The sequence below is a fragment of the Nitratireductor basaltis genome (genome assembly GCF_000733725.1).
In the GTDB taxonomy this organism is placed as follows: Bacteria; Pseudomonadota; Alphaproteobacteria; order Rhizobiales; family Rhizobiaceae; genus Chelativorans; species Chelativorans basaltis.
Genome location: NZ_JMQM01000001.1, coordinates 2,037,221 through 2,059,725, shown reverse-complemented (window position 1 = coordinate 2,059,725; position 22,505 = coordinate 2,037,221). Strand labels below are relative to the sequence as shown.

Here is a 22,505-nt window from a genome sequence, read left to right as displayed (position 1 = left end):
TGCAGATGCTTCCGGCCTCTGGTGCATGGCATCTTTGCCTGCAACGGCTAAACCGTTGCGTGTCCGCACTTGAAGGAACTGCGCCATGATGTATTGCCCTCCGGCCTTCCGCGAGGAAGAGCTGAGCACTTTGCATGGCTGGATGCTCGCAGCGCGCTTGGCCAATCTCGTCACGATGGGCGAAGCGGGGATTCACGCAAGCCCGCTTCCGTTGTTTCTTGATGCGCAGGAGGGGCCCTACGGCACGCTTTATGGCCACCTCGCGCGGGCCAATCCGCAATGGCAGGACGCGCCCACATGCGAGGGGCTTGCGATATTCATGGGGCCCGATGCCTATGTGACGCCCTCCTGGTATGCCTCCAAGCAGGCGCATGGAAAGGTCGTTCCCACCTGGAACTACACCACCGTTCAGGCCCGCGGGCCGGTGGAGTTCTTCGAGGATGAGGCGCGGCTGCACAATGTCGTTGACCGACTGACGCGCCACCATGAAGCCGGTCGTGCTGAAGAATGGGGCGTCTCCGACGCGCCGGAGAAGTTCATCAAGGGGCAGCTTCGCGGGATCATCGGGCTGCGCATGCCGATCCGGATCATCGAGGGTAAGCACAAGATGAGCCAGAATCGCAGTGTCGAGGATCGAGCGGGCGTGGCCAAAGGTCTATCCCAGAGCGATTTGCCGGGGGAGCGCGCGCTGGCCAATGCAATCATGGCTGATGGGGCTTGATCGCCGCCGGTCCAAGCCAGTTTGCCACATGCGCAGTTTGATTGACTCAAGCCCCGTCTGACCCTATAAGCGCCGCACGTTCGGCCTTGTGAGCTGGCGCGCAACGTCGTGCCGGTGGCTGAAACGCTCCTGTTCAATAAATGACAGAATGAAGAAGGGCCGCACTCCGCGGTATTTAAACAAATGAAGCGCACTTATCAGCCCTCCAAGCTTGTTCGCAAGCGCCGTCACGGTTTCCGTGCACGCATGGCCACTTCCGGCGGCCGCCGCGTGATTGCCGCTCGCCGCGCACGCGGTCGCAAGCGTCTTTCCGCCTAATCTGACGCGCGGGGGCCGGGACATTGACTGGCCAGGCGCCCGCAGGTCATCCCGCGCGCTTGAAAAAGCGCGCAGAGTTTCTGGCGGTACGCCGTGGCGAAAAGCGGCGTGGCCGCCTTTTTCTTCTTGAAGTGCTGGATCGGGGCGACCAAGACCCGCCACGTTTGGGCATTACGGTGACGAAGAAGAGCGGCAACGCGGTTGAGCGCAATCGCATCCGCAGGCGTATCCGCGAAGCCGCCCGGCTTCACGCCGTTCGGGACATGGCACCAGGTACCGATTACGTGGTTGTCGGGCGACCCGAGATTTTGAGCGTAGCTTTCGACGTGCTGAAAGATGAGCTGTCCCGCCGCATGCGGGCGAAGCGGCAGCCCTCAAGGACCCCTCATGGACAATAATCGCAATTTCCTCATCACGATCGCCCTGTCGATCCTCATTCTCGTGGTCTGGCAGGTGTTCTACATGAACCCGCGCATCGAGGCGCAGCGCGAAGCTGCACAGATCGAAGCGCAGCAATCTGCCGGTACCACGGACCAGAGTGCCGGACAGGCGGGTGAGGGAGCTGCAACCGGCAGCGACATTCCGAACGCACAGACCGGCAGCGATGCCGCTTCCATCCCGGGTGCAGACAGCGCGGCAGCCGCGCCTGCCTCTCGTGATGACGCCCTGGCGCAGGGTCAGCGCGTCAGGATCGATACCCCACGCCTGGTTGGTTCGATCAACCTGACCGGCGCCCGCATCGACGATCTGCGCCTGAAGGACTACCGCGTGACGGCGAAGAAGGACTCGCCCATCGTGACGCTGCTCAATCCGGGCCGTCTGAACAACGGCTACTATGTCGAGACGGGCTATGTCGGTTCGTCCACGAGCGCAGGTCCGGGTCCCGACACGCAGTGGCAGGTCGAGGAAGGCGCGGTTCTCTCCCCCGGAAATCCGGTGGTTCTCAGCTACACGAATGACAGCAATGTCACTTTCCGTCGCACGATCGCCGTTGATGACGACTATCTCTTCACGATCTCAGACAGCATTCAAAATGCAGGCAGCGAACCTGTCGAGCTGCGGTCTTATGGCCGAACCACGCGCTTCGGCGAGCCCGAGACCTCCGGTATCTACATCCTGCATGAGGGCCTTGTCGGCGTGACCGGCGAGGACGGCCTGCGCGAGATCGATTATTCCGAAGCCGAGGAAGAGCGCCAGATCACGCCTGGCAAGTCCGAGGACGGTTGGCTCGGCATCACCGACAAATACTGGGCGGTGGCCATGGTGCCCGAGGCCGGCCGCAGCTTCCAGCCGCGTTACTCCTATTTCGGTGATGGTCGCGCACGCTACCAAGCCGACTTCCTGTCCGATCCGATCTCGGTCGCACCCGGTTCAAGCTCGACTGTCGAGACAATGGTCTTCGCTGGCGCGAAGGAAGTGAATGTCATCGAGCAGTACGAGGCCAACAAGAACATCCGCCAGTTCGAGCTGATGATCGACTGGGGCTGGTTCTACTTCATTACCAAGCCGATGTTCTATCTCATCGACTTCCTCTTCAAGCTGCTGGGCAATTTCGGTGTGGCCATTCTCGCCACGACGGTTGTCGTCAAGCTCATCTTCTTCCCGCTTGCCAACAAGTCCTACAAATCCATGGCAAACATGAAGAAGGTCCAGCCTGCCATGATGGAAATCCGCGAGAAATACGCGGATGACAAGATGAAGCAGCAGCAGGCCATGATGGAGCTTTACAAGAAGGAGAAGATCAATCCGGTCGCCGGCTGCTGGCCGATCCTGATCCAGATCCCGGTCTTCTTCGCGCTCTACAAGGTGCTCTATGTCACCATCGAAATGCGCCATGCGCCGTTCTTCGGCTGGATCCAGGACCTCTCCGCACCGGACCCGACCTCTGTGTTCAACCTGTTCGGCCTGCTGCCCTATGACGTTCCGGCATTCCTGCTGATCGGTGTGTGGCCGATTATCATGGGCATCACCATGTTCCTGCAGATGCGGATGAACCCGACGCCGCCGGATCCGACGCAGGCCATGATCTTCAACTGGATGCCGGTGATCTTCACCTTCATGCTGGCAACCTTCCCGGCAGGTCTGGTCATCTACTGGGCATGGAACAACCTGCTTTCGATCATCCAGCAGGGCGTGATCATGAAGCGCCAGGGCGCCAAGATCGAGCTCTGGGACAATCTGACAGGCATGTTCAAGAAAAAGCCGAAACCGGCGGAGTGACGCTCGTTTGAAGCTGAACAAGAAAAAGCCTCGGGCCGTGCCTGGGGCTTTTTTCTTGTTCAGGGGTGATCAGATGGTGATGTGGCCGTCACGCAGAGCGAGTGCCAAGGCATGCTCGCGCGTACTGGCACCCAGCTTGAAACGTGCATTGCGCAGGTGAAACTCCACCGTTGCGGGGCTGAGCTCGGTCTTGCGAGCGATTTCCTTCGTGCGCATGCCACATGCCAGCCACTGGAGACACTCCATCTCCCGGCCCGTCAGCGGGCTTGCGCTGACAGGTGCTGCCGCTGTCTGCTGCATCTGCGTGTGGCTGAAGAGGGCGGCGAAGCGAAGCTGTGCGAGGCTATGCCGCCGATGCTGGTCAACAAGCGCGCGGCCGTGGCTGGAAAGAATGTTCCATCCGCAAAGGCCTGCCTGGTCGCGCACGCGTACCGGTAGCGCAAGACCAGCCCGAAGGCCCGTGTCGCCGGCATTCGAAATGAACCGCCGCTCTTCATCATCGAGATAGGGATGCTCGCTCAGAAACAACGCGCCCGTGGGTTTTACGCTGGCGTCATTGCACGCATGTCGGAAGAAGGGATCGCGGGCCGCATAGTTCGGATCATCGTCGGCTGACATCCATGATGCATCGATATTGGTCCGGATCTTCTGCGAGCATCCGTTGATGTCCGCATAGAACACGCCGTCGAAACCCTGCTCGGCGAAGTAGGCACAGCTGGCGTCCCAGACGTCATCCGGTGTTCTCAGTTGGGAAATTTCCCACGCAAATTCTTCACAGTTCTGCTGAAGCATTTGCCCCTTTCACGCGTATCCGGCGCAAGAGCCGGTGCTGGTGATCTCCTGTTTCCGTGCCGATATTTTAGCCAGCATCTACGAATAATCCATGAAGTTTACCGTTCCGTCGATGGCGGTGGCTGAATTTGCGGGCTGGCAAGCAGGTGCGAGGCCAGCAGGCGCAGGGCCGGACCTATTTCTTCCGGCTGCGTGGCTTTCGCTGCTATGCCTTCGGCTGCAGCCAGAAAGATCGCGGCGAAGCGAACAGGCTGCTGGTGTCCCTCTTCGCGAAGCAGGCGCACGACCTCGCGCTCGACAAGCGCCTCCAGCCGCTGGAGATGCTCGGCTGCTCCCGCCGGTCGGCTGTTGTAGAGTTCGTCCGCATGAGGCGAAACCTGCAGCAGGCGGCGAGCCGTCTTGTGTTTGGCCGCTACTGCCGCGGCTATCCGCTCCCAGGCTTTTCCTCCTATGCCTAGAGCCTTGTGGAACTGCGTCTCCAACTCGCCTGCGACATGTTTCGTGACGGTGGCAAATACCGCGTCCTTGTCCGGATAGTAGCTGTAGAGTGTGGCCTTCGCGACACCTGCCTCGCGCGCAATCCTCTCCATTCGCGCACCGCGAAACCCGTCCTGAAGAAAGACGTGGCGTGCCGCCTCGACAATGCGCGCCTGCTTTTGCAGGCTGCGGTCACTTGATCTTGATTGCTCCATCTCTATCTCCTGAACGAGACATACGATAATCGTATAATTCGTTCAATCAAGGATCTTGGACATGACCGATCTAGTACTCGTGACCGGGGTTACCGGTTTTCTTGGCGGCCAGGTTGCACTTCAGCTTCTGAAGGCCGGATACCGCGTGCGCGGCAGCATGCGCTCACTGAAAAAGGCTGATCATGTTCGTGATGTATTGGCCAGGGCCGGGGCAGACATATCCAGGCTCGAATTTGTCGAACTGGACTTGATGCGCGACGAGGGATGGTCAGAGGCAATGGCTGACATCCGCTATCTACAGCATGTAGCCTCTCCTTTCGTGCTGGATATGCCGAAGGACCCTCAAGAACTGATCCGACCCGCTGTCGAAGGCGTGGAGCGCGCCTTGCGTGCTGCCCTGGCGGCCAAGGTGGAGCGCGTGGTGCTGACATCGTCCATGGCCGCCATCATGTATGGCTCCGGGGATCGTCAAAAGCTGTTTGGGCCGGATGACTGGAGCGCTGAGGATGGTCCGGGCGTAACGGCATATGTGCAATCGAAGACCATCGCCGAACAGCGCGCCTGGGAGATCATGCGTGAAGCCGGGCGCGAACGTGATCTCGCTGTCGTGAACCCCTCGCTCATCTTTGGCCCGCTTCTGGACGACGATCCGGGCACCTCGGGCCTGTTGGTGCAGCGTCTGATGAAGGGCAAGCTGCCGGGCGCACCACGGATGAACATTCCCTGTGTCGATGTCCGCGACGTGGCAGCGATACATGTCGAAGCGATGAGGGCGGCGGATGCAGGGGGAAAGCGACATCCGGTTTCCAGCGCAAATCTCAGCATCCTGCGCATGTCCGATACCTTGCGCAGCGCCTTTCCCGACTATGCGGACAAGCTGCCAAAACGGGAATTGCCCGATTGGATGGTTCGCCTGTATTCGCGCTTCGACAAGCAGACCCGCGACAATCTCGGCGAACTTGGCATCGAGCGCAGGATAGACGCCAGCCGCGCCCAGGCTCTTCTGGGGCGGGAATTCCTGTCTGCCGAAGAAGCCACGCGCGCGCTTGGCCAAAGCCTGATAGAGCACAGGCTCGTCTGACCGATGTCGGCGCGCCGCCTGGGCATTCTTCACCCACGGAGTTGACAATCAGGCCGTCAGACCCGATGGCCTGTCTGTGAAGTGTTGAAGCGGAGATGACAGTGGCAAGCGATAAGGCAGAAGGCAGTTCTCAGGCAGGCACGCCCGACGGACCTCACGCGCGCCTGTTCACGCGCCCGTGGATATTCATTCGAGGCGTGCCATCCATGAAGTTCCTGCCGCCGGAAGGCCCGCCGGAGATTGCATTTGCTGGCCGCTCCAATGTTGGCAAGTCGTCGCTTATCAATGCGCTCGTGTCGAAGAAGGGGCTCGCACGCACCTCAAACACGCCGGGGCGCACACAGGAACTGAACTACTTCGTGCCCGATGGCTATAGCGGTGAGCCTGGCGATCTACCTCCGATGGCCATCGTAGACATGCCCGGCTACGGCTTTGCCAAGGCGCCGAAGAGCCAGGTTGATGCTTGGACGAAGCTCGTCTTCGATTATCTGCGCGGCCGCGTGACGCTCAAGCGCGTCTATCTGCTGATCGACTCCCGCCACGGCATCAAGAAGAACGACGAGGAGGTCATGGACCTGCTCGACAAGGCAGCCGTGTCTTATCAGGTGGTACTGACCAAGGCCGACAAGATCAAGCCGCCTGCGGTTGCAAAACTGCAGGAGGAAACTGCCAGAAAGCTCGCCAAGCGCCCGGCGTCCTTCCCGGCGCTCACCGCCACGTCTTCCGAGAAAGGCGAGGGGCTGGACGAACTGCGCGGCCACATCATCCAGGCCATCCAGAGCTGAACAGTGGTTCTGGAAGCAGAACCTTGCTAAAATACCGCAAGCAGAGGAGAGAAGGCACATGATCCACTAGAAGGGACCGACAAGATGCATCCGGGGCACGCACAAGGTCCGGCGGCCATGCCCCAGAAAGGCAGGGCGGATGCAGTCGCTCGATATTCATCCCTTCGACAAGATCATGGAGGTTTCCGATGCACGGACCCGAACCTTCCTGCCTTTATCCCATGGCCGGTTTCCCCCGCGCCGTATTCCTGAAAAACTTCATCACGCGCCCGAATATCGAAGTGGGCGACTTCTCCTATTATGACGACCCGCAAGGTGCGGAGCGCTTCGAGGAGCGCAACATACTCTATCACTATGAGTTTCTGGGCGACCGGCTCGTGATAGGCCGCTTCGTTGCGATAGCCCATGGCGTGCAATTCATCATGAGCAGCGCAAACCACCTGATGGACGGGTTCTCGACCTATCCCTTCAATATTTTCGGCAACGGATGGGAATCAGGCTTCGATCCTGCCGCCTACAATGCCGCTTCGCGAGGCGATACGGTGGTGGGGCACGATGTGTGGATTGGAACCCAGGCCCGCATCATGCCCGGCGTGACGATTGGCAATGGTGCCATAATTGGTGCGCATGCGGTGGTGGCGAGCGATATTCCACCCTTCTGCATCGCGGTCGGCAATCCCGCACGTATCACCCGGCAGCGTTTCGACGACGAGACTGTTGCGCGTCTGCAAGAAATCGCCTGGTGGAACTGGCCGCAGGAGAAAATCACGCGGAATCTGGACGCCATCCGCGGGAGAGATATCGACAAGCTGAAGCAGGCTGTCTGAAGGTGAATGCAGCTTCAGGCAAAAAAAAGACCCGGACGGTATACTGTCCGGGTCAATTGCACTGGAGAGAAAGTCAGGCGGCTTCGGGTACGAATTTCAAAGCCACGCCATTGATGCAATGACGCTTGCCCGTGGGAGGCGGGCCATCGTCGAAGATATGGCCCTGGTGCCCGCCGCAGCGGCGGCAATGGCATTCGGTGCGGGTCATGAAGAAGGACTTGTCCTCCTTCGTCCCGATGGCATTCGGCAGCGCTTCATAGAAGCTTGGCCAGCCGGTGCCGGAATCGAACTTCGTTTCCGAAGAATAAAGCGGCAGGTCACAGCCTGCACAATGATAGAGCCCGGCACGCTTCTCGTCATTGAGCGGGCTGGTAAAGGCTCGCTCGGTTGCTTCCTCGCGCAGGACGGCAAACTGTTCCTTGGTCAGGATCGAACGCCATTCTTCCGGTGTCTTGCTAATCTCGAACTCGCCTTCTGCTGCCCGCGCAGGTGCAGCAAGCATGTCGCGCAGGACCGTTCCACCGGCTGCAAGTGCTGCCAGGGTTCCGGCTGATCCGAGAAGAAATTTCCGGCGTGTCATGAAGCGGCTCCTTACTGCTTTGGCTGCAGACTAAAGGCGGTGGATTTACAAGAGCAAATCAAGGCGCCGTGATGGACCTTGTGAGGGAACTGGGGAACAGCCCATCACGGCGCGCTTGATGACTTACTGCTTCGGCAGAAGCACGGCGTCGATCACGTGGATTACGCCATTGGACTGGTCGACATCGGCGATGGTCACGGTTGCAACATTGCCGTTCTCATCGGTCAGCGTGATGTTGTCGCCGTCCATCTTCGCAGACAGCTCGCAGCCGCCCAGCGTGGTGACCGGGTGGTCGCCATTGTCATCCGCGATCATCTTGCCGATCGCGTCGGACATGGCTTCGGTACCGACAACGTGGCAGGTCAGGATCTTGGTAAGCTGATCCTTGTTCTCGGGCTTCAGGAGCGTCTCGACCGTGCCCTCTGGCAGAGCTTCGAAAGCGGCATTGGTCGGAGCAAAGACGGTGAACGGGCCTTCGCCGGAAAGCGTCTCGACGAGACCGGCAGCTTTTACTGCAGCAACGAGCGTCGTGTGATCCTGCGAGTTGACGGCATTTTCAACGATATTCTTGTCGGCATACATCTCTGCACCACCAACCATCGGATTGTCTGCAGCAACGCTTGCACCGGTAAGTGCGGCAATGGCAACAGCGCCGGCGAGCATGGAAGAAGTGAACTTGTTCATGTCGTGTACTCCCTGATTGATCTGTTCCTTCCTCTCTGGAAGGCAGGGGTAGCCACGAGAGCCTGCAACAAAGAGTTTCAGAAATAATGGTCGATACGCGAAATTAATTTACAAGCATCTGATTTTGCTTGGAAAAAAAATCAGATGGCGTTGATGTCGCCCTGCGCGACAACCGGGCCCGTTGGTGCGCCACTGGGCGAACCGCCCTGCGGCTCCGTGGTGATCGCAAAGATCGCGTCACCCTTGAGCTCGCTCGCCGACCGATCGGCAACGGCCATGCGCACGCGCTGGCCTTCAGGAATGACACCGAGCGAACGCGGCGTGCCGTCTTCAATGACCCAAAGTTCGAAGTCACGTCCCTCGGGACGCGCACCGGTGACATGGGAAAGCCGCACATTGCCGTCGCGCGCGTCATAGACAACAAAGTAATGGACATCGCTTTCGGTGGGCGCCAGCGACGACACATAGCGCGCCTCCTCGGCCGCCGGGCGTGGTGCCAGATTGTAGAAAGACAGACCGGCAAATGCCAGCACAGCGGCAGCTGCCAGGGCACGCCATGCGGAAGCATTGTTCCATAGGCGGGAAAACCAGCCCTTACCGGGTGCGTTCCCTTCGTAGGATGCATTCTCGTCGAACAGCCGGCGCCTGATCGAGGCTGCGATCTGTGCCGGTGGTTCCACCGGCTTGAACTCGCTGCCAAGGCCTTCAAGCCTTTCTTCCCAGTCATCGACGAGGCGCGCAAATTCCGGATCCTGTTCGATCCGTCGCGAGATGGATGCACGCTCGTCATTGTCCAACGCGCCAAGCACGAATTCGGCGGCGACGAGATCGTCACCACCTTCGTGCTCCGGCATGTTGTCCTGCTCGCTCATGCTTCCAGACAGTCCTTCAGTTTCAACAGGCTGCGCCGCAGCCAGGTTCTCATCGTGTTGAGCGGCACGGAGAAGCGCTCCGCAAGTTCCGCGTAGGTCTCGCCGTCAAGATAAGCACCACGTACAGCCAATGCACGTTCCGCCTCAAGCTCATTCAGGCAACCATCGATGCGGCGGCGTTCGCCGCTCGCAGCTACCTGGGCTTCGGGACCCGGAGCGGCATCGGCAATCTCGGCAGCTTCATCAAGCGGGCGATTGCCCTTCTTCCTGGCGCGCAGGCGGTCGATGCAGTGGTTGCGTGCCACCGCGACAAGCCAGGTGATCGGGCTCAGATCATTGGCCGTGAACCGGTCTGCCTTGTGCCAAATCTTGATATAGATTTCCTGCAATGCCTCTTCCGCCTCTGCCCTGTCTTTCAAGACACGCAGGCAGACGCCGAAAAGTTTCGCACTGGTCAGGCGATAGAGCCGATCAAACGCATTGCGGTCTCGCAGCGCGGTTCTGGCAAGCAGTTTCGTGATCTCTTCTGGCCCCATGAGCGGCAAAGATAGAAGCTTTCCTGCTTTTGGCAATGCTGGCACGCAAGATGAATGCGAATGCGCCATTTGCCACCGCGCGGGAATAGGATATGAGACGTGGCGATTTCGCCAGAGGCCAAGAGGGAGCGCAGCATGTCGGAAACCACGGGCACAGCAGAGGCACAGGCCCGAATTCTTTCAGCAGCCCTTCCTTTCATGCAGCGCTACGAGAACAAGACCGTGGTGCTGAAATATGGCGGCCATGCCATGGGTGACGCCGAACTTGGCCGTGCCTTTGCCCGCGACATCGCGCTTTTGAAGCAGTCCGGCGTCAATCCGATCGTTGTCCATGGCGGTGGCCCGCAGATCGGCAAGATGCTCCAGAAAATGGGCATCGAGTCCAAATTCGAGAACGGTCTGCGCGTGACCGACCGCTCCACCGTCGAAATCGTGGAGATGGTGCTGGCCGGTTCGATCAACAAGGAGATCGTCGCGCTCATCAACTCCGAGGGCGAGTGGGCCATTGGCCTTTGCGGCAAGGACGGCAACATGGTCTTCGCCGAAAAAGCGCGCAAGACAGTCACCGATCCCGATTCCAATATTGAACGCGTGCTTGACCTCGGTTTCGTCGGCGAGCCGGTGGAGGTCGACCGCACACTGCTTGATCTTCTGGCGCGCTCGGAAATGATCCCGGTGATCGCACCTGTCGCACCCGGGCGTGATGGCCATACCTACAACATCAATGCCGACACATTTGCCGGAGCAATCGCCGGCGCGGTCCAGGCATCGCGCCTTCTGTTCCTGACCGACGTTCCAGGCGTTCTCGACAAGGACAAGAACCTGATCGACGAATTGACGGTGGCCGAGGCCCGTGCCCTCATCAAGGACGGCACGATCTCCGGCGGCATGATCCCCAAGGTCGAGACCTGCATCGAGGCCATCGAACGCGGTGTGGAAGGTGTTGTCATCCTCAACGGCAAGACGGCTCATGCCGTGTTGCTTGAGCTGTTCACCGAGCATGGTGCCGGCACGCTTATCGTGCCGTAAGCTTAAATCAGGACAAGCAGGAGAATGCCGGCGACGATCAGCGCGCAGCCGGCGATTTCCGTCCTGTTTATCCGTTCGCGAAAAAAGAACACGGTAGCCGCAAAGGTGAAGATCATCTCCACCTGCGCCAGCGCCTTGACTACCGCAGCCTGCTGAAGCGTCATTGCGGCAAACCAGCCAAGCGAGGCGGTGGCTCCCACGAAGCCGACGAACAGTGATGGCTTCCAGGCCTGCCTGATACGGGTAAGTTCCCCGCGATCCTTCCACAGCATCCAGGCGAGCATGACGATGGTCTGAAAGGTGATGGTTGAGAGCAGCGTGGTTGCCGCCTGCATCATGAAAGTCGGGCCGCCAAGGGAAAGCGAGGCTGCGCGATAGGCGACGGCTGCAATGCCGAAAAGCGTACCCGAAGCCAGGCCGATAAGGGCGGTGCGGCTGACGACCGAGGCCCCGAGATTTCGCCAGTTCATGGGAACATGCGCAACGGAGATGAGCATCACGCCGATCACCGTGATCGCGATGGCGGCGAAAGCGCCAAGGCTTGCAAGCTCGCCCAGAAAGATCAGCCCGAACAAGGCCGCCTGTGCCGGCTCGGTACGTGAATAGGCGGTGCCCACCGCAAAATTGCGGAACGAGAACAGGTAGACAAGCAGGAACTGGGCCCCGATCTGCGAGAGACCACCCACGACCACCCAGAGTGCGAAACCGCTGTTCAGTCGCGGCAGCGGCAATGCGAAAAGCTGGTGCAATACCGCCACGAACAAGGCGGCAAAGGGCAGGCCGAAGCCAAAGCGCACAAAGGTGGCCCCTGTCGATCCCATCACGCCCTTGAGATGCTTCTGGCCAACGGAGCGCAGATTCTGCAGGAAGGCGGCGCCTATGGTGATGGGAATCCAGAGTTCCATGAAATGCCGGCCGGTTGATGAAATCAGCCAAGGCTAGATCATGCCGACACCAGATGATGCAAGCCGCACGCGGGAAAACCGGTACAGCTCTTTCTCATTTGTCAGGCGGCGTCACGTTCGGCAGACATGACAACGCGGTTGCGTCCGCGCTCCTTGGCTTCATAGAGCCGCTTGTCAGCCTTCGCCATGATCTCCGGGAATGTTGCCGGTGCGGGAGCATCGGCAATGCCGATGCTGACCGTCATCCGCAATATTTCCCTGCCCTGCGGAGCGAAGGCAATGGCTTCAACTGCCTGACGCAGGCGCTCGGCGATGATATAGGCATTCGCCAGATCGGCCCCGCACAGGAAAATGCCGAATTCCTCTCCGCCCAGCCGACCCTGGAAATCCGAGCGACGCACATTCTCACGTATTGCAGCCGATATGCGGCGCAGCGCTTCGTCTCCCGCCAGGTGACCGAAGCTGTCGTTGATCTGCTTGAAATTGTCGGCGTCGACGACAAGCAGGCAACCGCGTGACTTGTGACCGCGCGTGGCATCGATCGCCGAGACAAAGGCGCCGCGGTTCAGCAGGCCCGTCAGGTCATCACGCCGCGCCTTTTCTGCCAGCCGGCGATGAACAGCAGCCAGCTCGTCATGTGCAGCGCTCAACTCCAGATGCGCAAGGCGCACCTTGCGCTTCTGGTACAGGAGGAAAAAGACAATCGGAAAGCCGAGAAGCACCGGGCTCAACATGCTCAGAAGTACGACTTCGCCGTCGAGGGGCTTGCCCTCGAACACCAATACGCCCCAGCACACCAGCAGCGATCCTATGACCGCCATCAGCGTCACAGCTATCGACTGTAGCCAAACCTGCTTCATTGCCGCTCCCCGTAATGAACAGGCAGCCTCGCATACTGTTTTTGCAGTATCCTTTACGGCTTCGGTAAAAATTGAAACATCAGCGGCAAACTGCCATATGTTCGACCATGACAAATCGCCCCGATCCAGCCCGCTTTGCCCATGTCACAGACTGGGTATTTGACCTCGACAACACACTTTATCCACACCACAGCAATCTCTTCTCGCAGATCGACAAGAAGATGACGGCCTATGTGGCAGAGCTTCTGAACATGCCGCCCGACGAGGCGCGCAAGCTTCAGAAGGATCTGTACCGGGACCACGGCACCACGCTGAACGGCCTGATCGAACGCTTCAATGTCGATCCTGACGATTTCCTGCGCGTCGTCCACGACATCGACTACTCATGGCTGAAGCCCGATCCGGATTTAAGTGAGGCGATCAAGGCGCTGCCCGGCCGCAAGTTCATTTTCACCAATGGTGACCGGGGACATGCGGAAAGAACGGCAGCACAACTTGGCATTCTCGACCATTTCGAGGACATCTTCGACATCGTTGCAGCGGATCTGACCCCCAAACCGGCGCAGAAGACCTATGACCGCTTTGTCGAATTGCACGAGGTCGCCGGACCCAACGCCGTCATGTTCGAGGATCTCGCGCGCAACCTGCGTGTGCCCAAGAAGCTTGGAATGACCACGGTGCTGATTGTACCGCGCAATTTCGAGCCCGACTTTTCCGAGATATGGGAATCCGATCCCGACGAGAAGGATGATGTCGACTTCGTCACCGACAACCTGACCGACTTCCTGCAGTCCATCATGAAAAAGGACGCGGCAAAAACCGCGTCCTGACACATTCTGTAGTAGCTCTTGTTTGCGAAGAGACCTCAATGGTTGCGGTCGTTCTTCGCAGCCGCTTCTTCCAGGTTTTTCCGCGTCTCGCTGTCGCGTTCTCCGATCGTCTCGGAGCCGATGCCGCGATTTGCGCGTGCGTCGTCCTCTATCTGGTTCAGATCAGTCTCCTTCTCGGCGTCCTTTGCCTTATCGGGCTGGGACTTGGTGGCGTGGCCGAGATCCTTGGACTGCTGGCTTTCCATCATGTCGTCGTCTGGTGTGCTGTTGGCCATGGTGCAACTCCATTGTCGGGGGATGGAGCAAGAACGCGCCCACGGCACAAGCGTTCCGGCCGGGGCAGGGCACCCGACCGGATTTGTTTGTCAGTGCTTGTGGTCGTGGCCACCGGATCCGCGACCGTGATTTGCAGGCTTCACCGGCAGTTCCAGCTCAACCTTGCCCGCCTTTTCGAATTCGAGCGTGAGCGGAACACTCTCGCCTTCCTTGAAGGGCTCGGTGACCTGCATGAACATCAGATGCAAACCGCCGGGATGCATGGTGATGGTTTCGCCCGCAGGCACCACAAGCGCTTCTTCTAGCGGGCGCATGGTCATCACATCCTCGACGACTTCCATCATATGCACCTCGACCTTCTCGGCTACAGGCGAAGACAGGGAGATCAGGCGATCATCCTCCTCGCCGATATTTGTCAGGTTGATCCATGCACCACCGGCAGGCTGGCCCGGCAACATTGCGCGCGCCCACGGCTCCTCGATGCTGATGGAGCCCGCCAAAAGCCCGGCTTCAGCACCAGGCGCACCGTGCCCGTGATGAGCATGGCTGTCATTGCCCGCGACGATGGTCAGTGATGGTGCTGGACCTTCCAGCTCATGCGGGTCCTGACCCTCTGCCGGATGCTCCACCCATTCTTCCGTGCCGGAAGCGCAATGCTGGATCGTGTCGAAATACAGGACCGTGCCGGGTTCACCGGCAACGATACCTCTCAGGACAAACTCGTCGTAATGCGCATTTTCAAGTGCACCACCTTCCCATTTGACGACCTTTACGCCTGACGACACCTCGCGCCCATGGACCGTGTAGGTCTGGTCGTAATCGCCCGTCTGTATGCTGATCGTCCAGCCGGCATTCGGCATCGGCTTCACGCTCACGAAACCTTCCGGGATACGGACTTCGACGCTGTTGGTCGCTTCGCCCTCGCAACCGTGCGGAATGGCAAGAACGGCTTTGAAACTGCCGGGAGCAGCTTCCCGCTCGACGAGCGAAACGTGAGCGAAGGCAGAGGTGGTAGCGATGAACGCGGTGGTGCAGGCCGCGGCTGCGGCGATAAGTTTACGGTGCATCAAAATGCCCTTTCGTGATGATGTCAGAGGATATCGACAGCCCTCAGGCTGCATGAGCATCACGAAAGGAAAGGGGGCCCTCTGATCGGCGGAGGTGTTGCCTGATATCGCGATTGCGGCGCTGTTGCCTCGGCGAAGAGAGATTTCGTCGCCGACTGTCTGATAGTAGCACCCGGCAGTTCCTGCCGATCAATGGCGACCAGCGAGTTGCCGCACAAATGACCCGTGGGGCAAAGCGGACAGTCTGGTTCCTGTTCCTGGGAAAGCGGACCGACATCACCCAGCGGGTGGCAGATGACCATGAGGTCGCGATAGGGCTCGTTGGCCGCCGCGACCGCTGGCTGCAGCGCCGAGAGAAAAAGCGCAAAAAGCCCCACCACCGCGAACAAAGCGCGGTCGCTTCGAAGCTGTGCGAACCAGCTTTGCGCTTCTGCCCGGGTCTTCATGGGACTGCTTCTAGCCTGAACCGTTTTGGGGCGCGACGGTTTAGAATGACGCACCCGCTCAATTCAAAGCTCATAGAACGTCGCAATCGCGTTCCAGGCCTCTTCGGCCGTGTCGACAAAGGTTATCAGCTTGTCGTCTTCAGGCGAGATGGTGCCTTGTTCGGCCAGGAAGCCGATATCGATGGCACCTTCCCAGAAGGCCTTTCCGAAGAGCAGCACGGGAACACGTTCCATGCGACCGGTCTGGATGAGGGTGAGCGTCTCGAAAAGCTCGTCCATCGTGCCGAAGCCGCCGGGAAAAACCGCCACGGCTTTCGCCCGCATCATGAAATGCATCTTGCGGATTGCGAAATAGTGGAAGTTGAAGCAGAGCTCCGGCGTGACATAAAGGTTTGGCGCCTGCTCATGCGGCAGCACGATGTTGAGGCCGATGGAGGGCGCGCCGCAATCAGACGCACCGCGATTGCCGGCTTCCATAACGCCGGGGCCACCACCGGTGACCACCACATATTCACGGTAATAGGACTTCGCCGACTGTTCCGAGCAGAGGCGGGCAAAATTGCGTGCCTCATCATAATAGCGGCTGAGCTTTGTGAGGTTTTCCTTCTGGACCTCGTTCTTCGCAGCCCATGCATCGCCGCCCGGTTCGGGCAGGCGCGCGCCGCCGAACAGGATGACGGTTGAGCGGATACCACGCTCGGCCAGAACCATCTCCGGCTTGAGCAATTCGAGCTGCAGGCGCACGGGGCGCAGCTCGCGCTGGGTCATGAAGTCTTCGTCATCCCAGGCAAGGCGATAGGTGTCGGAGCGCGTCTGCGGGGTGTCGGGCACGCTTCGCGCGCGCTTCAGGTCTTCATCGGAATGAGGAAGCGGCGTCCAGCCATTATTGTCTTCGCGGTCGGTCAAATCGTCGATCTCCGGCATTTGGCGCGGCCCCGTCGCGCATCCTGTGATTGACCCCCATCAATGCTTCGCATAGTTTCCGCGCGGCCTTCGGGTGTCGTTTAAAAGACTATGGCCCGAGCCCTTATCAGCTTGTTAAATGGAGCCGCAAGTATGCCGAGCACAGATGTCGCCGCACTCGAAAAGATCATCGAAGACGCCTTCGAGGCGCGCGACGGTATCAGCACGGATACCCGCGGCGAGATCCGCGACGCCGTTGAAGAGTCGCTTCTGCTGCTCGACTCTGGCAAGGCACGCGTTGCCGAACGTCAGGACAATGGTGACTGGAAGGTCAATCAGTGGCTGAAGAAAGCCGTGCTCCTGTCCTTCCGCCTCAATCCGATGGAAGTCATCAAGGGCGGCCCCGGCGACAGCACCTGGTGGGACAAGGTGCCCTCCAAGTTCGATGGCTGGGATGCCAATGCGTTTCAGGATGCAGGTTTCCGCGCCGTTCCCAACTGCGTGGTTCGCCGCTCGGCCTATATTGCACCCGGCGTTGTTCTGATGCCCTCCTTCGTCAATCTCGGCGCCTATGTCGGCAAGGGCACCATGGTCGATACCTGGGCTACCGTCGGCTCCTGTGCGCAGATCGGTGAGAATGTGCATCTGTCCGGTGGTGTCGGTATTGGCGGTGTTCTGGAGCCGATGCAGGCCGGTCCGACCATCATCGAGGACCACTGCTTCATCGGTGCACGCTCGGAAGTGGTTGAAGGCTGCATCATCCGCGAAGGTGCAGTCCTTGGTATGGGCGTCTATATCGGCAAGTCTACCAAGATCGTCGATCGCACTACCGGCGAAATCTTCTATGGTGAGGTGCCACCCTACTCGGTCGTCGTTGCCGGTACCATGCCCGGCAAGCCGATGGGCAATGGTGAGCCTGGCCCGAGCCTCTACTGCGCCGTTATCGTCAAGCGCGTCGACGAGAAGACCCGTTCCAAGACTTCGATCAACGAGCTCCTGCGCGACTGATCTTCAACCGACCACAAGAGGAAGAACCCATGGGCAGAAATGACCTGACTTGGCTTTTCTTCGGCTTTTCCGGCCGGATCAGCCGCATGGCGTTTTTCCTCGCCGGTCTGCTCTGGGCGGTCTTCCAGGCCTTCGCGCTCTACCGTTTCACGGTGGCCGAGCAGGCGGGCGGGGCAACCAATATCTGGGCGATGCTCTTCTGGGCCCTGTTCTTCCTGTCGGTCTGGTCGTCCGTGGCACTGGGCGTGAAGCGCCTGCACGACTTCGGAAAGCCGGGCATCTTCACAGTCGCGCTGTTCATTCCGATGGTGTCGATCATCGCCTTCATCGCCTTGTGCTTCTGGCCGGGCGATGAAGGTGCGAACCGCTATGGCACACGCACAAACGCGCCTGCCTGAGCCAGTCGTTAGTCACGCATTGCTGCAGGTGGCTTGCGCGTGGTGACAGCGCGCGGGCTTTGGAATATGGCTTGTTCCATGACACTTCCAACCGATCCCGCAAAGAACCTCGCAGACCTCATCCGTTGCCCTTCGGTCACGCCCGAAGATGCCGGTGCGCTGGACACGCTCGCCCGGATGCTGGAGCCCCTTGGCGCCAAAAGCGAAAAGCCCGTCTTCAGCGACGACAACACGCCGGATATCGCCAATCTCTACGCTACAATCGGAGAGGACGGCCCGCACCTCATGTTTGCCGGGCATACGGACGTTGTGCCGGTCGGCGATCCGGACCAGTGGAAATACCCGCCCTTTGCCGCAGAAATAGCAGATGGCGTGATGTATGGCCGCGGCGCGGTCGACATGAAGGGCGGCATCGCCTGCTTCGTGGCAGCCCTTGCCCGACATGTCGAGAAGAATGGTCCGCTCAAGGGCCGCGCGTCGCTGCTGATTACCGGCGACGAGGAAGGCCCGGCGATCAACGGTACCGTGAAGCTTCTGGAATGGGCACGCGAACGCGGCGAAAGCTGGGACGCGGCCATTGTGGGTGAACCCACCAATCCAGAAAAGCTCGGCGACATGATCAAGATCGGTCGCCGTGGCTCCATGTCTGGACGGGTCACGGTGACCGGTCGTCAGGGCCATGTTGCCTATCCGCATCTGGCAGACAATCCCGTCCCCGGCATCATGGCACTGGGGCAGGGGCTTATTGCTAATATCTTCGATCAGGGCACCGACGAATTTCAGCCCTCCAATCTTGAGATCACGACGGTGGATGTCGGCAATCCGGCGGTGAATGTCATACCGGGCAAGGCAAGCCTCGCCTTCAATATCCGCTTCAACGATACATGGACGGCGGAAAGCTTGCAGGAAGAGATCCACAACCGCCTCGACGAGGCCGCCGAACACGATTGTGCCGCGCGCGGGTTGGAAGCGCCGGTTGAGTATGACATCGAATGGATAGGCCGGGTCAGCCCGGTTTTCCTCACCCGCGACGAAAAGCTGATCGAAACGCTTTCGGCTTCCGTCGAGGCGGTCACGGGCGAACGCCCGAAGCTTTCCACTTCAGGTGGCACATCCGATGCACGCTTCATCAAGGATTACTGCCCGGTGGTCGAGTTCGGTCTTGTAGGCCAGACCATGCATATGGTGGATGAGCGCGTGCCGGTATCGGACCTGGAGACGCTCACGCAGATCTATGAGCGTTTCATTCAGGACTGGTTCGGCTGACGATGCCGGCTGGTGATGTTCAGCACTCGCTTGCCGGTGTCTGGCGATTGATGACGGGCCGCGCAGACGGGCTGAAGCTGCTGGATATCACCGCAGACGGCTTCTGGAACTCCTTCCGCGCGATCCTGCTGGCACTCCCGCCGCTCGCACTTGGCTGGGTGTCCTATGCCGGCGAACTGGCCGCCACCGGTTACGGCGAACGCCCTGCGCTGGTCTTTCGCCTGTTTCTCGCAGAAATGGGGGCCTGGCTCCTGCCGCTGGTGATTCTGGCGCTTCTGGCTCGCCATATCGGGTTGGCGCAGCGTTTCGTGCCCTATGTCGTCGCATCCAACTGGGCCTCGGTAATCTTTGCCTGGGCGATGCTGCCAGCCGTCCTCATGCGGCTGATGATGCCCGAGGCCGGGCTTGCCGAGATGGTTTCCATCTTCGTTTTCTTCCTGAGCCTGTTCTTCTCCTGGCGCATGACAGTCGTGGTCATCGACCGGGGTGCCGCAATTGGCACCGCGTTCTTTTTCGCCATGCTGATGGGCGCCATCACGCTGTTGATCTGGCTGCAGGAGATGTTGGGGCTCGTGCCCGACTACTGACCTAGTAGTCGACCTGGATGAGATAGAGCCCGTCGGCCGGTGCCACGGGACCGCAGGCCGAACGCTTCTTCGCTTCGAGCGCGGCCACCAGATCATCCGCGTTCCAGCTTCCGTCCCCCACTTTTACAAGCGAACCCACGAGCGAGCGCACCTGATTGTGCAGGAAGGAGCGCGCGGAAGCGCGAACTTCAATGACGACTCCATCCCGCGAGACATCCAGCCGGTCGAGCGTCTTGACGGGGCTTTTCGCCTGGCATTGGGCCGCCCGGAAGGTGGTGAAATCATGGGTGCCGAGAAGCCGCTGCGAGGCCTCATGCATGGCATCCACATCAAGCGCACGCGATATGTGCCAGGCCCGTCCGCGCTCGATGGCTATGGGCGCGCGCCTGTTTATGATGCGGTAGAGATAGTGCCGCGCCTTGGCCGAAAAGCGCGAGTCGAATTCCTCACCAACCTGAGTACAATTGAGAATCGCGACACGCTCGTCAGCCAGTGCCAGATGCGCATTGATGGCATTGCCGACCGTGTTCGCCGCCCAATCCTTTGAAAGATCGAAATGCGAGACCTGGCCTGTCGCATGCACGCCAGCATCGGTCCGCCCGGCAGCCTTGAGCGTTATTTCCTCGCCGCAGAATTTCCGGATGGCCTGCTCGATGGCTGCCTGCACCGTGTGCTGGTTCGCCTGCCGCTGCCAGCCGGAATAGGGCGTCCCGTCATACTCCACGTCAATGCGATAGCGCGCCATGCTCAGCCAAGACCCCGGAATGCGCGCGGATAGATCAGGCGTCCGGCAAGCGGCGCTTCACCCGAAGCTCGCGCCTGAAGAGCCTCGCACTGATAATCGCTATCGAAACCGGCTGCTCGCTCGTGCGAATAACCGAAACGCCCGTAATAGGCTGGATCGCCCAGAACCACGCTGAGGCACTCGCGATCCCGTTCAAGCCGCAGATGAGCTTCCTCGATGAGCGCGGCACCGATGCCCTCGCGCTGATGATCCGGGTCTACCGCGACTGGCGCCAGTGCCACCGCGAAATGCGTCCCGTCGGTCGCCTCCACCTTCAGGCGGGAGAAGAGGATGTGCCCGCGCACCGTGCCGTCGCGTTCGGCGACGAGCTCAAGAACGACGTCACTGTCCTGACGCAGCCTGTTCGTCAGCTCTGCTTCCGCACCGCCTTCGAAGGCACGACGCAGAAGCGCGTCCACGGCCTCATGGTCGGTAGCCTCGACTGCACGAAGAATGACGGCACTCATGGCAGGATGGCTCCGTCTTCAAGCTTTGCGCCGCGCAGGAAATCCTCCGCCGAAGCGCGCTTTGCGCCCGCCCGCTGGACTTCCGTCAGTTCCACGGCACCTGTCCCGCAGGCGATCACGAGGCCACCGCCAAGCCAGGTGCCAGCCGGTGCCGAAGCATTAGTCACACGGCTTTCCAGTACCTTGACGCGCTCCAGCTTGCCGCCAAGCGGCATCTCGCACCAGGCGCCGGGAAAGGGCGAAAGCCCGCGGATATGGTCGTGCACTTCCTGTGCAGGCCTCGACCAGTCGATGCGCGTCTCCTGCTTGTCGATCTTCTTCGCATAGGTCACGCCCTCGTCGGACTGAGGGCTGAGTTCAAGCACTCCGTCCTCAAGTGCTGCCATCGCACGCACCATGAGTGCTGCGCCCACATCGCGAAGGCGGTCATGAAGTTCACCGGCCGTCATGTTCGGCTTGATCTCGACCCTCTCGGTCATGGCGACAGGGCCGGTATCAAGCCCTTCATCCATGCGCATGATCATCATCCCGGTCTCGCCGTCTCCGGCCATGATGGCGCGCTGGATCGGAGCGGCACCGCGCCAGCGGGGCAGGAGTGAGGCATGACCGTTATAGGCACCAAGGCGCGTGCCTTCGAGAATGGCTTTCGGCAGAAGAAGCCCATAGGCAACAACAACCGCGGCGTCGGCCTTCAGATCACGAAAGGCGTGCTGTTCTTCCTCGCTTTTCAGGCTCTTCGGCGTGCGCACTTCGATGCCAAGCGCTTCGGCACGCTTGTGCACGGGCGAGGGGGTAAGCTCCAGCCCTCGGCGGCCCGCAGGGCGCGGCGGCTGTGTGTAGACCGCGACGATATTGTGCCCGGCCTCCACCAGCGCATCCAGCGTGGCGACGGAAAACTCCGGCGTACCCATGAATATGAGGCGAAGGCCCATTGGCGGCTGCTCCCGTCAGACGGTTGGTCAGCCCACCATGCGGCTTGGCGGACGGTCCTTGGCGAGTTTCTTGAATTTGCGCACCACCATGTCGCGCTTCAGCTTCGACAGATAGTCGATGAAGAGCACGCCATTGAGATGGTCGATCTCGTGCTGCAGGCAGGTGGCAAGAAGACCATCGGCTTTCAGTGTCTGCTCGCGACCCTGCTCGTCGACATAGCGCACGGTCACTTCGGCGGGGCGCTCCACTTCCGCATAGTAATCGGGAATGGACAGGCAGCCTTCCTCATGCACATTCATCGCGTCCGAGCGCTCGAGGATCTCCGGATTGATGATGATGCGCGGCGCGGGCTCCTCGTCCTTCTCGGCCACATCAAGAACAAGCATGCGGCGCGGCTCGCCCACCTGGATGGCGGCAAGGCCGATGCCCGGCGCATCATACATGGTGGCCAGCATGTCGTCGGCGAATTTGCGCACCTCGTCATCCACGCGTTCAACAGGTTTGGAAACCTCGCGCAGGATGGGGTCGGGCAGAATTACGAGCGGTCGAATTGTCATGCGCGTCAGGTAATGGCTCGGCGCTTGCCCGTCAACAAGGATGCGGGCTTGTTCACCTTTTGGTCTTATGTGGTTGTCACG

At 60.0% G+C, this 22,505-nt stretch carries 29 protein-coding genes; 13 read left to right on the top strand and 16 right to left on the bottom strand.

The features are described from left to right. Positions 1 to 88 precede the first annotated feature (88 nt). From EL18_RS09900 to yidC, 4 genes are all read left to right on the top strand, one after another. Positions 89 to 721 carry an FMN-binding negative transcriptional regulator gene (locus EL18_RS09900; protein ID WP_036482408.1) on the top strand — a complete coding sequence of 211 codons (633 nt, stop codon included), beginning with the start codon at positions 89 to 91 and terminating at the stop codon, positions 719 to 721. A gap of 183 nt (positions 722 to 904) precedes the next feature. Next, positions 905 to 1,039 (top strand): 50S ribosomal protein L34, encoded by a 135-nt coding sequence (gene rpmH, locus EL18_RS09895; protein ID WP_036482406.1) that lies wholly within the window; start codon positions 905 to 907, stop codon positions 1,037 to 1,039. A gap of 23 nt (positions 1,040 to 1,062) precedes the next feature. After that, complete coding sequence (gene rnpA, locus EL18_RS09890) at positions 1,063 to 1,437, top strand: ribonuclease P protein component (RefSeq protein WP_036482404.1); 375 nt, start codon at positions 1,063 to 1,065, stop codon at positions 1,435 to 1,437. Continuing rightward, the gene (gene yidC / locus EL18_RS09885) at positions 1,427 to 3,259 is read left to right on the top strand and encodes a membrane protein insertase YidC (protein WP_036482402.1); all 1,833 of its coding nucleotides are present in this window, start codon (positions 1,427 to 1,429) and stop codon (positions 3,257 to 3,259) included. The genes rnpA and yidC overlap by 11 nt, the downstream gene beginning before the upstream one ends. A gap of 69 nt (positions 3,260 to 3,328) precedes the next feature. Here yidC and EL18_RS17325 read toward each other — a convergent pair whose 3' ends face one another. After that, positions 3,329 to 4,051: a helix-turn-helix transcriptional regulator gene (locus EL18_RS17325; RefSeq protein WP_051913987.1), complete on the bottom strand. Its 723-nt coding sequence runs from the start codon at positions 4,049 to 4,051 to the stop codon at positions 3,329 to 3,331. Positions 4,052 to 4,149: 98 nt separating this feature from the next. Continuing rightward, entirely contained in the window at positions 4,150 to 4,743 is a 594-nt protein-coding gene (locus EL18_RS17320) for a TetR/AcrR family transcriptional regulator (RefSeq protein WP_051913986.1), read from the bottom strand. A 61-nt stretch (positions 4,744 to 4,804) separates the two neighbouring features. On the opposite strand from EL18_RS17320, the gene EL18_RS09870 reads away from it, so the two are divergent. The 3 genes from EL18_RS09870 (at position 4,805) to EL18_RS09860 (ending at position 7,436) form a co-directional block, all read left to right on the top strand. Continuing rightward, complete coding sequence (locus EL18_RS09870) at positions 4,805 to 5,824, top strand: NAD-dependent epimerase/dehydratase family protein (RefSeq protein WP_036482399.1); 1,020 nt, start codon at positions 4,805 to 4,807, stop codon at positions 5,822 to 5,824. A 164-nt stretch (positions 5,825 to 5,988) separates the two neighbouring features. Further along, positions 5,989 to 6,609 (top strand): ribosome biogenesis GTP-binding protein YihA/YsxC, encoded by a 621-nt coding sequence (gene yihA / locus EL18_RS09865; protein WP_036484486.1) that lies wholly within the window; start codon positions 5,989 to 5,991, stop codon positions 6,607 to 6,609. Positions 6,610 to 6,797: 188 nt separating this feature from the next. Beyond that, the gene (locus EL18_RS09860) at positions 6,798 to 7,436 is read left to right on the top strand and encodes a CatB-related O-acetyltransferase (RefSeq protein WP_036482396.1); all 639 of its coding nucleotides are present in this window, start codon (positions 6,798 to 6,800) and stop codon (positions 7,434 to 7,436) included. Positions 7,437 to 7,509: 73 nt separating this feature from the next. On the opposite strand, the gene msrB is transcribed toward EL18_RS09860, so the two are convergent. From msrB to EL18_RS09840, 4 genes are all read right to left on the bottom strand, one after another. Continuing rightward, a complete protein-coding gene (gene msrB / locus EL18_RS09855; protein ID WP_036482393.1) occupies positions 7,510 to 8,016 on the bottom strand; it encodes a peptide-methionine (R)-S-oxide reductase MsrB in 507 nt (168 codons plus the stop codon). Positions 8,017 to 8,139: 123 nt separating this feature from the next. Continuing rightward, positions 8,140 to 8,700: a fasciclin domain-containing protein gene (locus tag EL18_RS09850; RefSeq protein WP_036482390.1), complete on the bottom strand. Its 561-nt coding sequence runs from the start codon at positions 8,698 to 8,700 to the stop codon at positions 8,140 to 8,142. A gap of 140 nt (positions 8,701 to 8,840) precedes the next feature. Further along, positions 8,841 to 9,572 (bottom strand): anti-sigma factor, encoded by a 732-nt coding sequence (locus EL18_RS09845; RefSeq protein WP_051913984.1) that lies wholly within the window; start codon positions 9,570 to 9,572, stop codon positions 8,841 to 8,843. Beyond that, positions 9,569 to 10,108, bottom strand: a complete 540-nt coding sequence (locus tag EL18_RS09840; protein WP_036482384.1) for a sigma-70 family RNA polymerase sigma factor — start codon at positions 10,106 to 10,108, stop codon at positions 9,569 to 9,571. The genes EL18_RS09845 and EL18_RS09840 overlap by 4 nt, the downstream gene beginning before the upstream one ends. A 135-nt stretch (positions 10,109 to 10,243) precedes the next feature. On the opposite strand from EL18_RS09840, the gene argB reads away from it, so the two are divergent. Continuing rightward, positions 10,244 to 11,137 carry an acetylglutamate kinase gene (argB, locus tag EL18_RS09835; protein WP_036482381.1) on the top strand — a complete coding sequence of 298 codons (894 nt, stop codon included), beginning with the start codon at positions 10,244 to 10,246 and terminating at the stop codon, positions 11,135 to 11,137. Positions 11,138 to 11,139: 2 nt separating this feature from the next. Here argB and EL18_RS09830 read toward each other — a convergent pair whose 3' ends face one another. Next, the gene (locus EL18_RS09830) at positions 11,140 to 12,042 is read right to left on the bottom strand and encodes a DMT family transporter (protein WP_036482378.1); all 903 of its coding nucleotides are present in this window, start codon (positions 12,040 to 12,042) and stop codon (positions 11,140 to 11,142) included. Positions 12,043 to 12,143: 101 nt separating this feature from the next. Beyond that, positions 12,144 to 12,902 carry a GGDEF domain-containing protein gene (locus tag EL18_RS09825; RefSeq protein ID WP_036482375.1) on the bottom strand — a complete coding sequence of 253 codons (759 nt, stop codon included), beginning with the start codon at positions 12,900 to 12,902 and terminating at the stop codon, positions 12,144 to 12,146. A 107-nt stretch (positions 12,903 to 13,009) separates the two neighbouring features. Here EL18_RS09825 and EL18_RS09820 point away from each other — a divergent pair, with 107 nt between their 5' ends. Further along, a complete protein-coding gene (locus tag EL18_RS09820) occupies positions 13,010 to 13,732 on the top strand; it encodes a pyrimidine 5'-nucleotidase (protein WP_036482372.1) in 723 nt (240 codons plus the stop codon). A gap of 35 nt (positions 13,733 to 13,767) precedes the next feature. On the opposite strand, the gene EL18_RS09815 is transcribed toward EL18_RS09820, so the two are convergent. From EL18_RS09815 to EL18_RS09800, 4 genes are all read right to left on the bottom strand, one after another. After that, the gene (locus tag EL18_RS09815) at positions 13,768 to 14,007 is read right to left on the bottom strand and encodes a hypothetical protein (protein ID WP_036482369.1); all 240 of its coding nucleotides are present in this window, start codon (positions 14,005 to 14,007) and stop codon (positions 13,768 to 13,770) included. A 90-nt stretch (positions 14,008 to 14,097) separates the two neighbouring features. After that, complete coding sequence (locus tag EL18_RS09810; RefSeq protein WP_036484483.1) at positions 14,098 to 15,075, bottom strand: DUF1775 domain-containing protein; 978 nt, start codon at positions 15,073 to 15,075, stop codon at positions 14,098 to 14,100. Positions 15,076 to 15,134: 59 nt separating this feature from the next. Then, positions 15,135 to 15,521: a hypothetical protein gene (locus EL18_RS09805; protein WP_051913982.1), complete on the bottom strand. Its 387-nt coding sequence runs from the start codon at positions 15,519 to 15,521 to the stop codon at positions 15,135 to 15,137. Positions 15,522 to 15,584: 63 nt separating this feature from the next. Then, positions 15,585 to 16,445 carry an LOG family protein gene (locus EL18_RS09800; RefSeq protein ID WP_051913981.1) on the bottom strand — a complete coding sequence of 287 codons (861 nt, stop codon included), beginning with the start codon at positions 16,443 to 16,445 and terminating at the stop codon, positions 15,585 to 15,587. A gap of 132 nt (positions 16,446 to 16,577) precedes the next feature. Between EL18_RS09800 and dapD the strand changes: the two genes are divergently transcribed. The 4 genes from dapD to EL18_RS09780 all read left to right on the top strand — a co-directional run bounded on the left by dapD (position 16,578) and on the right by EL18_RS09780 (position 19,683). After that, positions 16,578 to 17,432: a 2,3,4,5-tetrahydropyridine-2,6-dicarboxylate N-succinyltransferase gene (dapD, locus tag EL18_RS09795; protein ID WP_036482367.1), complete on the top strand. Its 855-nt coding sequence runs from the start codon at positions 16,578 to 16,580 to the stop codon at positions 17,430 to 17,432. 29 nt (positions 17,433 to 17,461) lie between these two features. Beyond that, positions 17,462 to 17,830, top strand: a complete 369-nt coding sequence (locus EL18_RS09790) for a DUF805 domain-containing protein (RefSeq protein ID WP_036482365.1) — start codon at positions 17,462 to 17,464, stop codon at positions 17,828 to 17,830. 78 nt (positions 17,831 to 17,908) lie between these two features. After that, positions 17,909 to 19,096, top strand: coding sequence for a succinyl-diaminopimelate desuccinylase (gene dapE / locus EL18_RS09785; RefSeq protein ID WP_036482363.1), 1,188 nt, complete (start codon positions 17,909 to 17,911; stop codon positions 19,094 to 19,096). 2 nt (positions 19,097 to 19,098) lie between these two features. Continuing rightward, complete coding sequence (locus tag EL18_RS09780; protein WP_036482360.1) at positions 19,099 to 19,683, top strand: hypothetical protein; 585 nt, start codon at positions 19,099 to 19,101, stop codon at positions 19,681 to 19,683. Position 19,684: 1 nt separating this feature from the next. Here EL18_RS09780 and truA read toward each other — a convergent pair whose 3' ends face one another. From truA to def, 4 genes are read right to left on the bottom strand one after another with little or no spacing between them, the layout of a single operon-like run. Then, the gene (gene truA, locus EL18_RS09775; RefSeq protein ID WP_036482357.1) at positions 19,685 to 20,428 is read right to left on the bottom strand and encodes a tRNA pseudouridine(38-40) synthase TruA; all 744 of its coding nucleotides are present in this window, start codon (positions 20,426 to 20,428) and stop codon (positions 19,685 to 19,687) included. A gap of 2 nt (positions 20,429 to 20,430) precedes the next feature. Beyond that, positions 20,431 to 20,934 carry a GNAT family N-acetyltransferase gene (locus EL18_RS09770; RefSeq protein ID WP_036482354.1) on the bottom strand — a complete coding sequence of 168 codons (504 nt, stop codon included), beginning with the start codon at positions 20,932 to 20,934 and terminating at the stop codon, positions 20,431 to 20,433. Continuing rightward, positions 20,931 to 21,866: a methionyl-tRNA formyltransferase gene (gene fmt / locus EL18_RS09765; protein ID WP_036482351.1), complete on the bottom strand. Its 936-nt coding sequence runs from the start codon at positions 21,864 to 21,866 to the stop codon at positions 20,931 to 20,933. Before fmt ends, EL18_RS09770 begins: the two co-directional genes overlap by 4 nt. Before the next feature lie 27 nt (positions 21,867 to 21,893). Continuing rightward, positions 21,894 to 22,424, bottom strand: a complete 531-nt coding sequence (gene def / locus EL18_RS09760) for a peptide deformylase (RefSeq protein WP_036484475.1) — start codon at positions 22,422 to 22,424, stop codon at positions 21,894 to 21,896. Positions 22,425 to 22,505 lie beyond the last annotated feature (81 nt).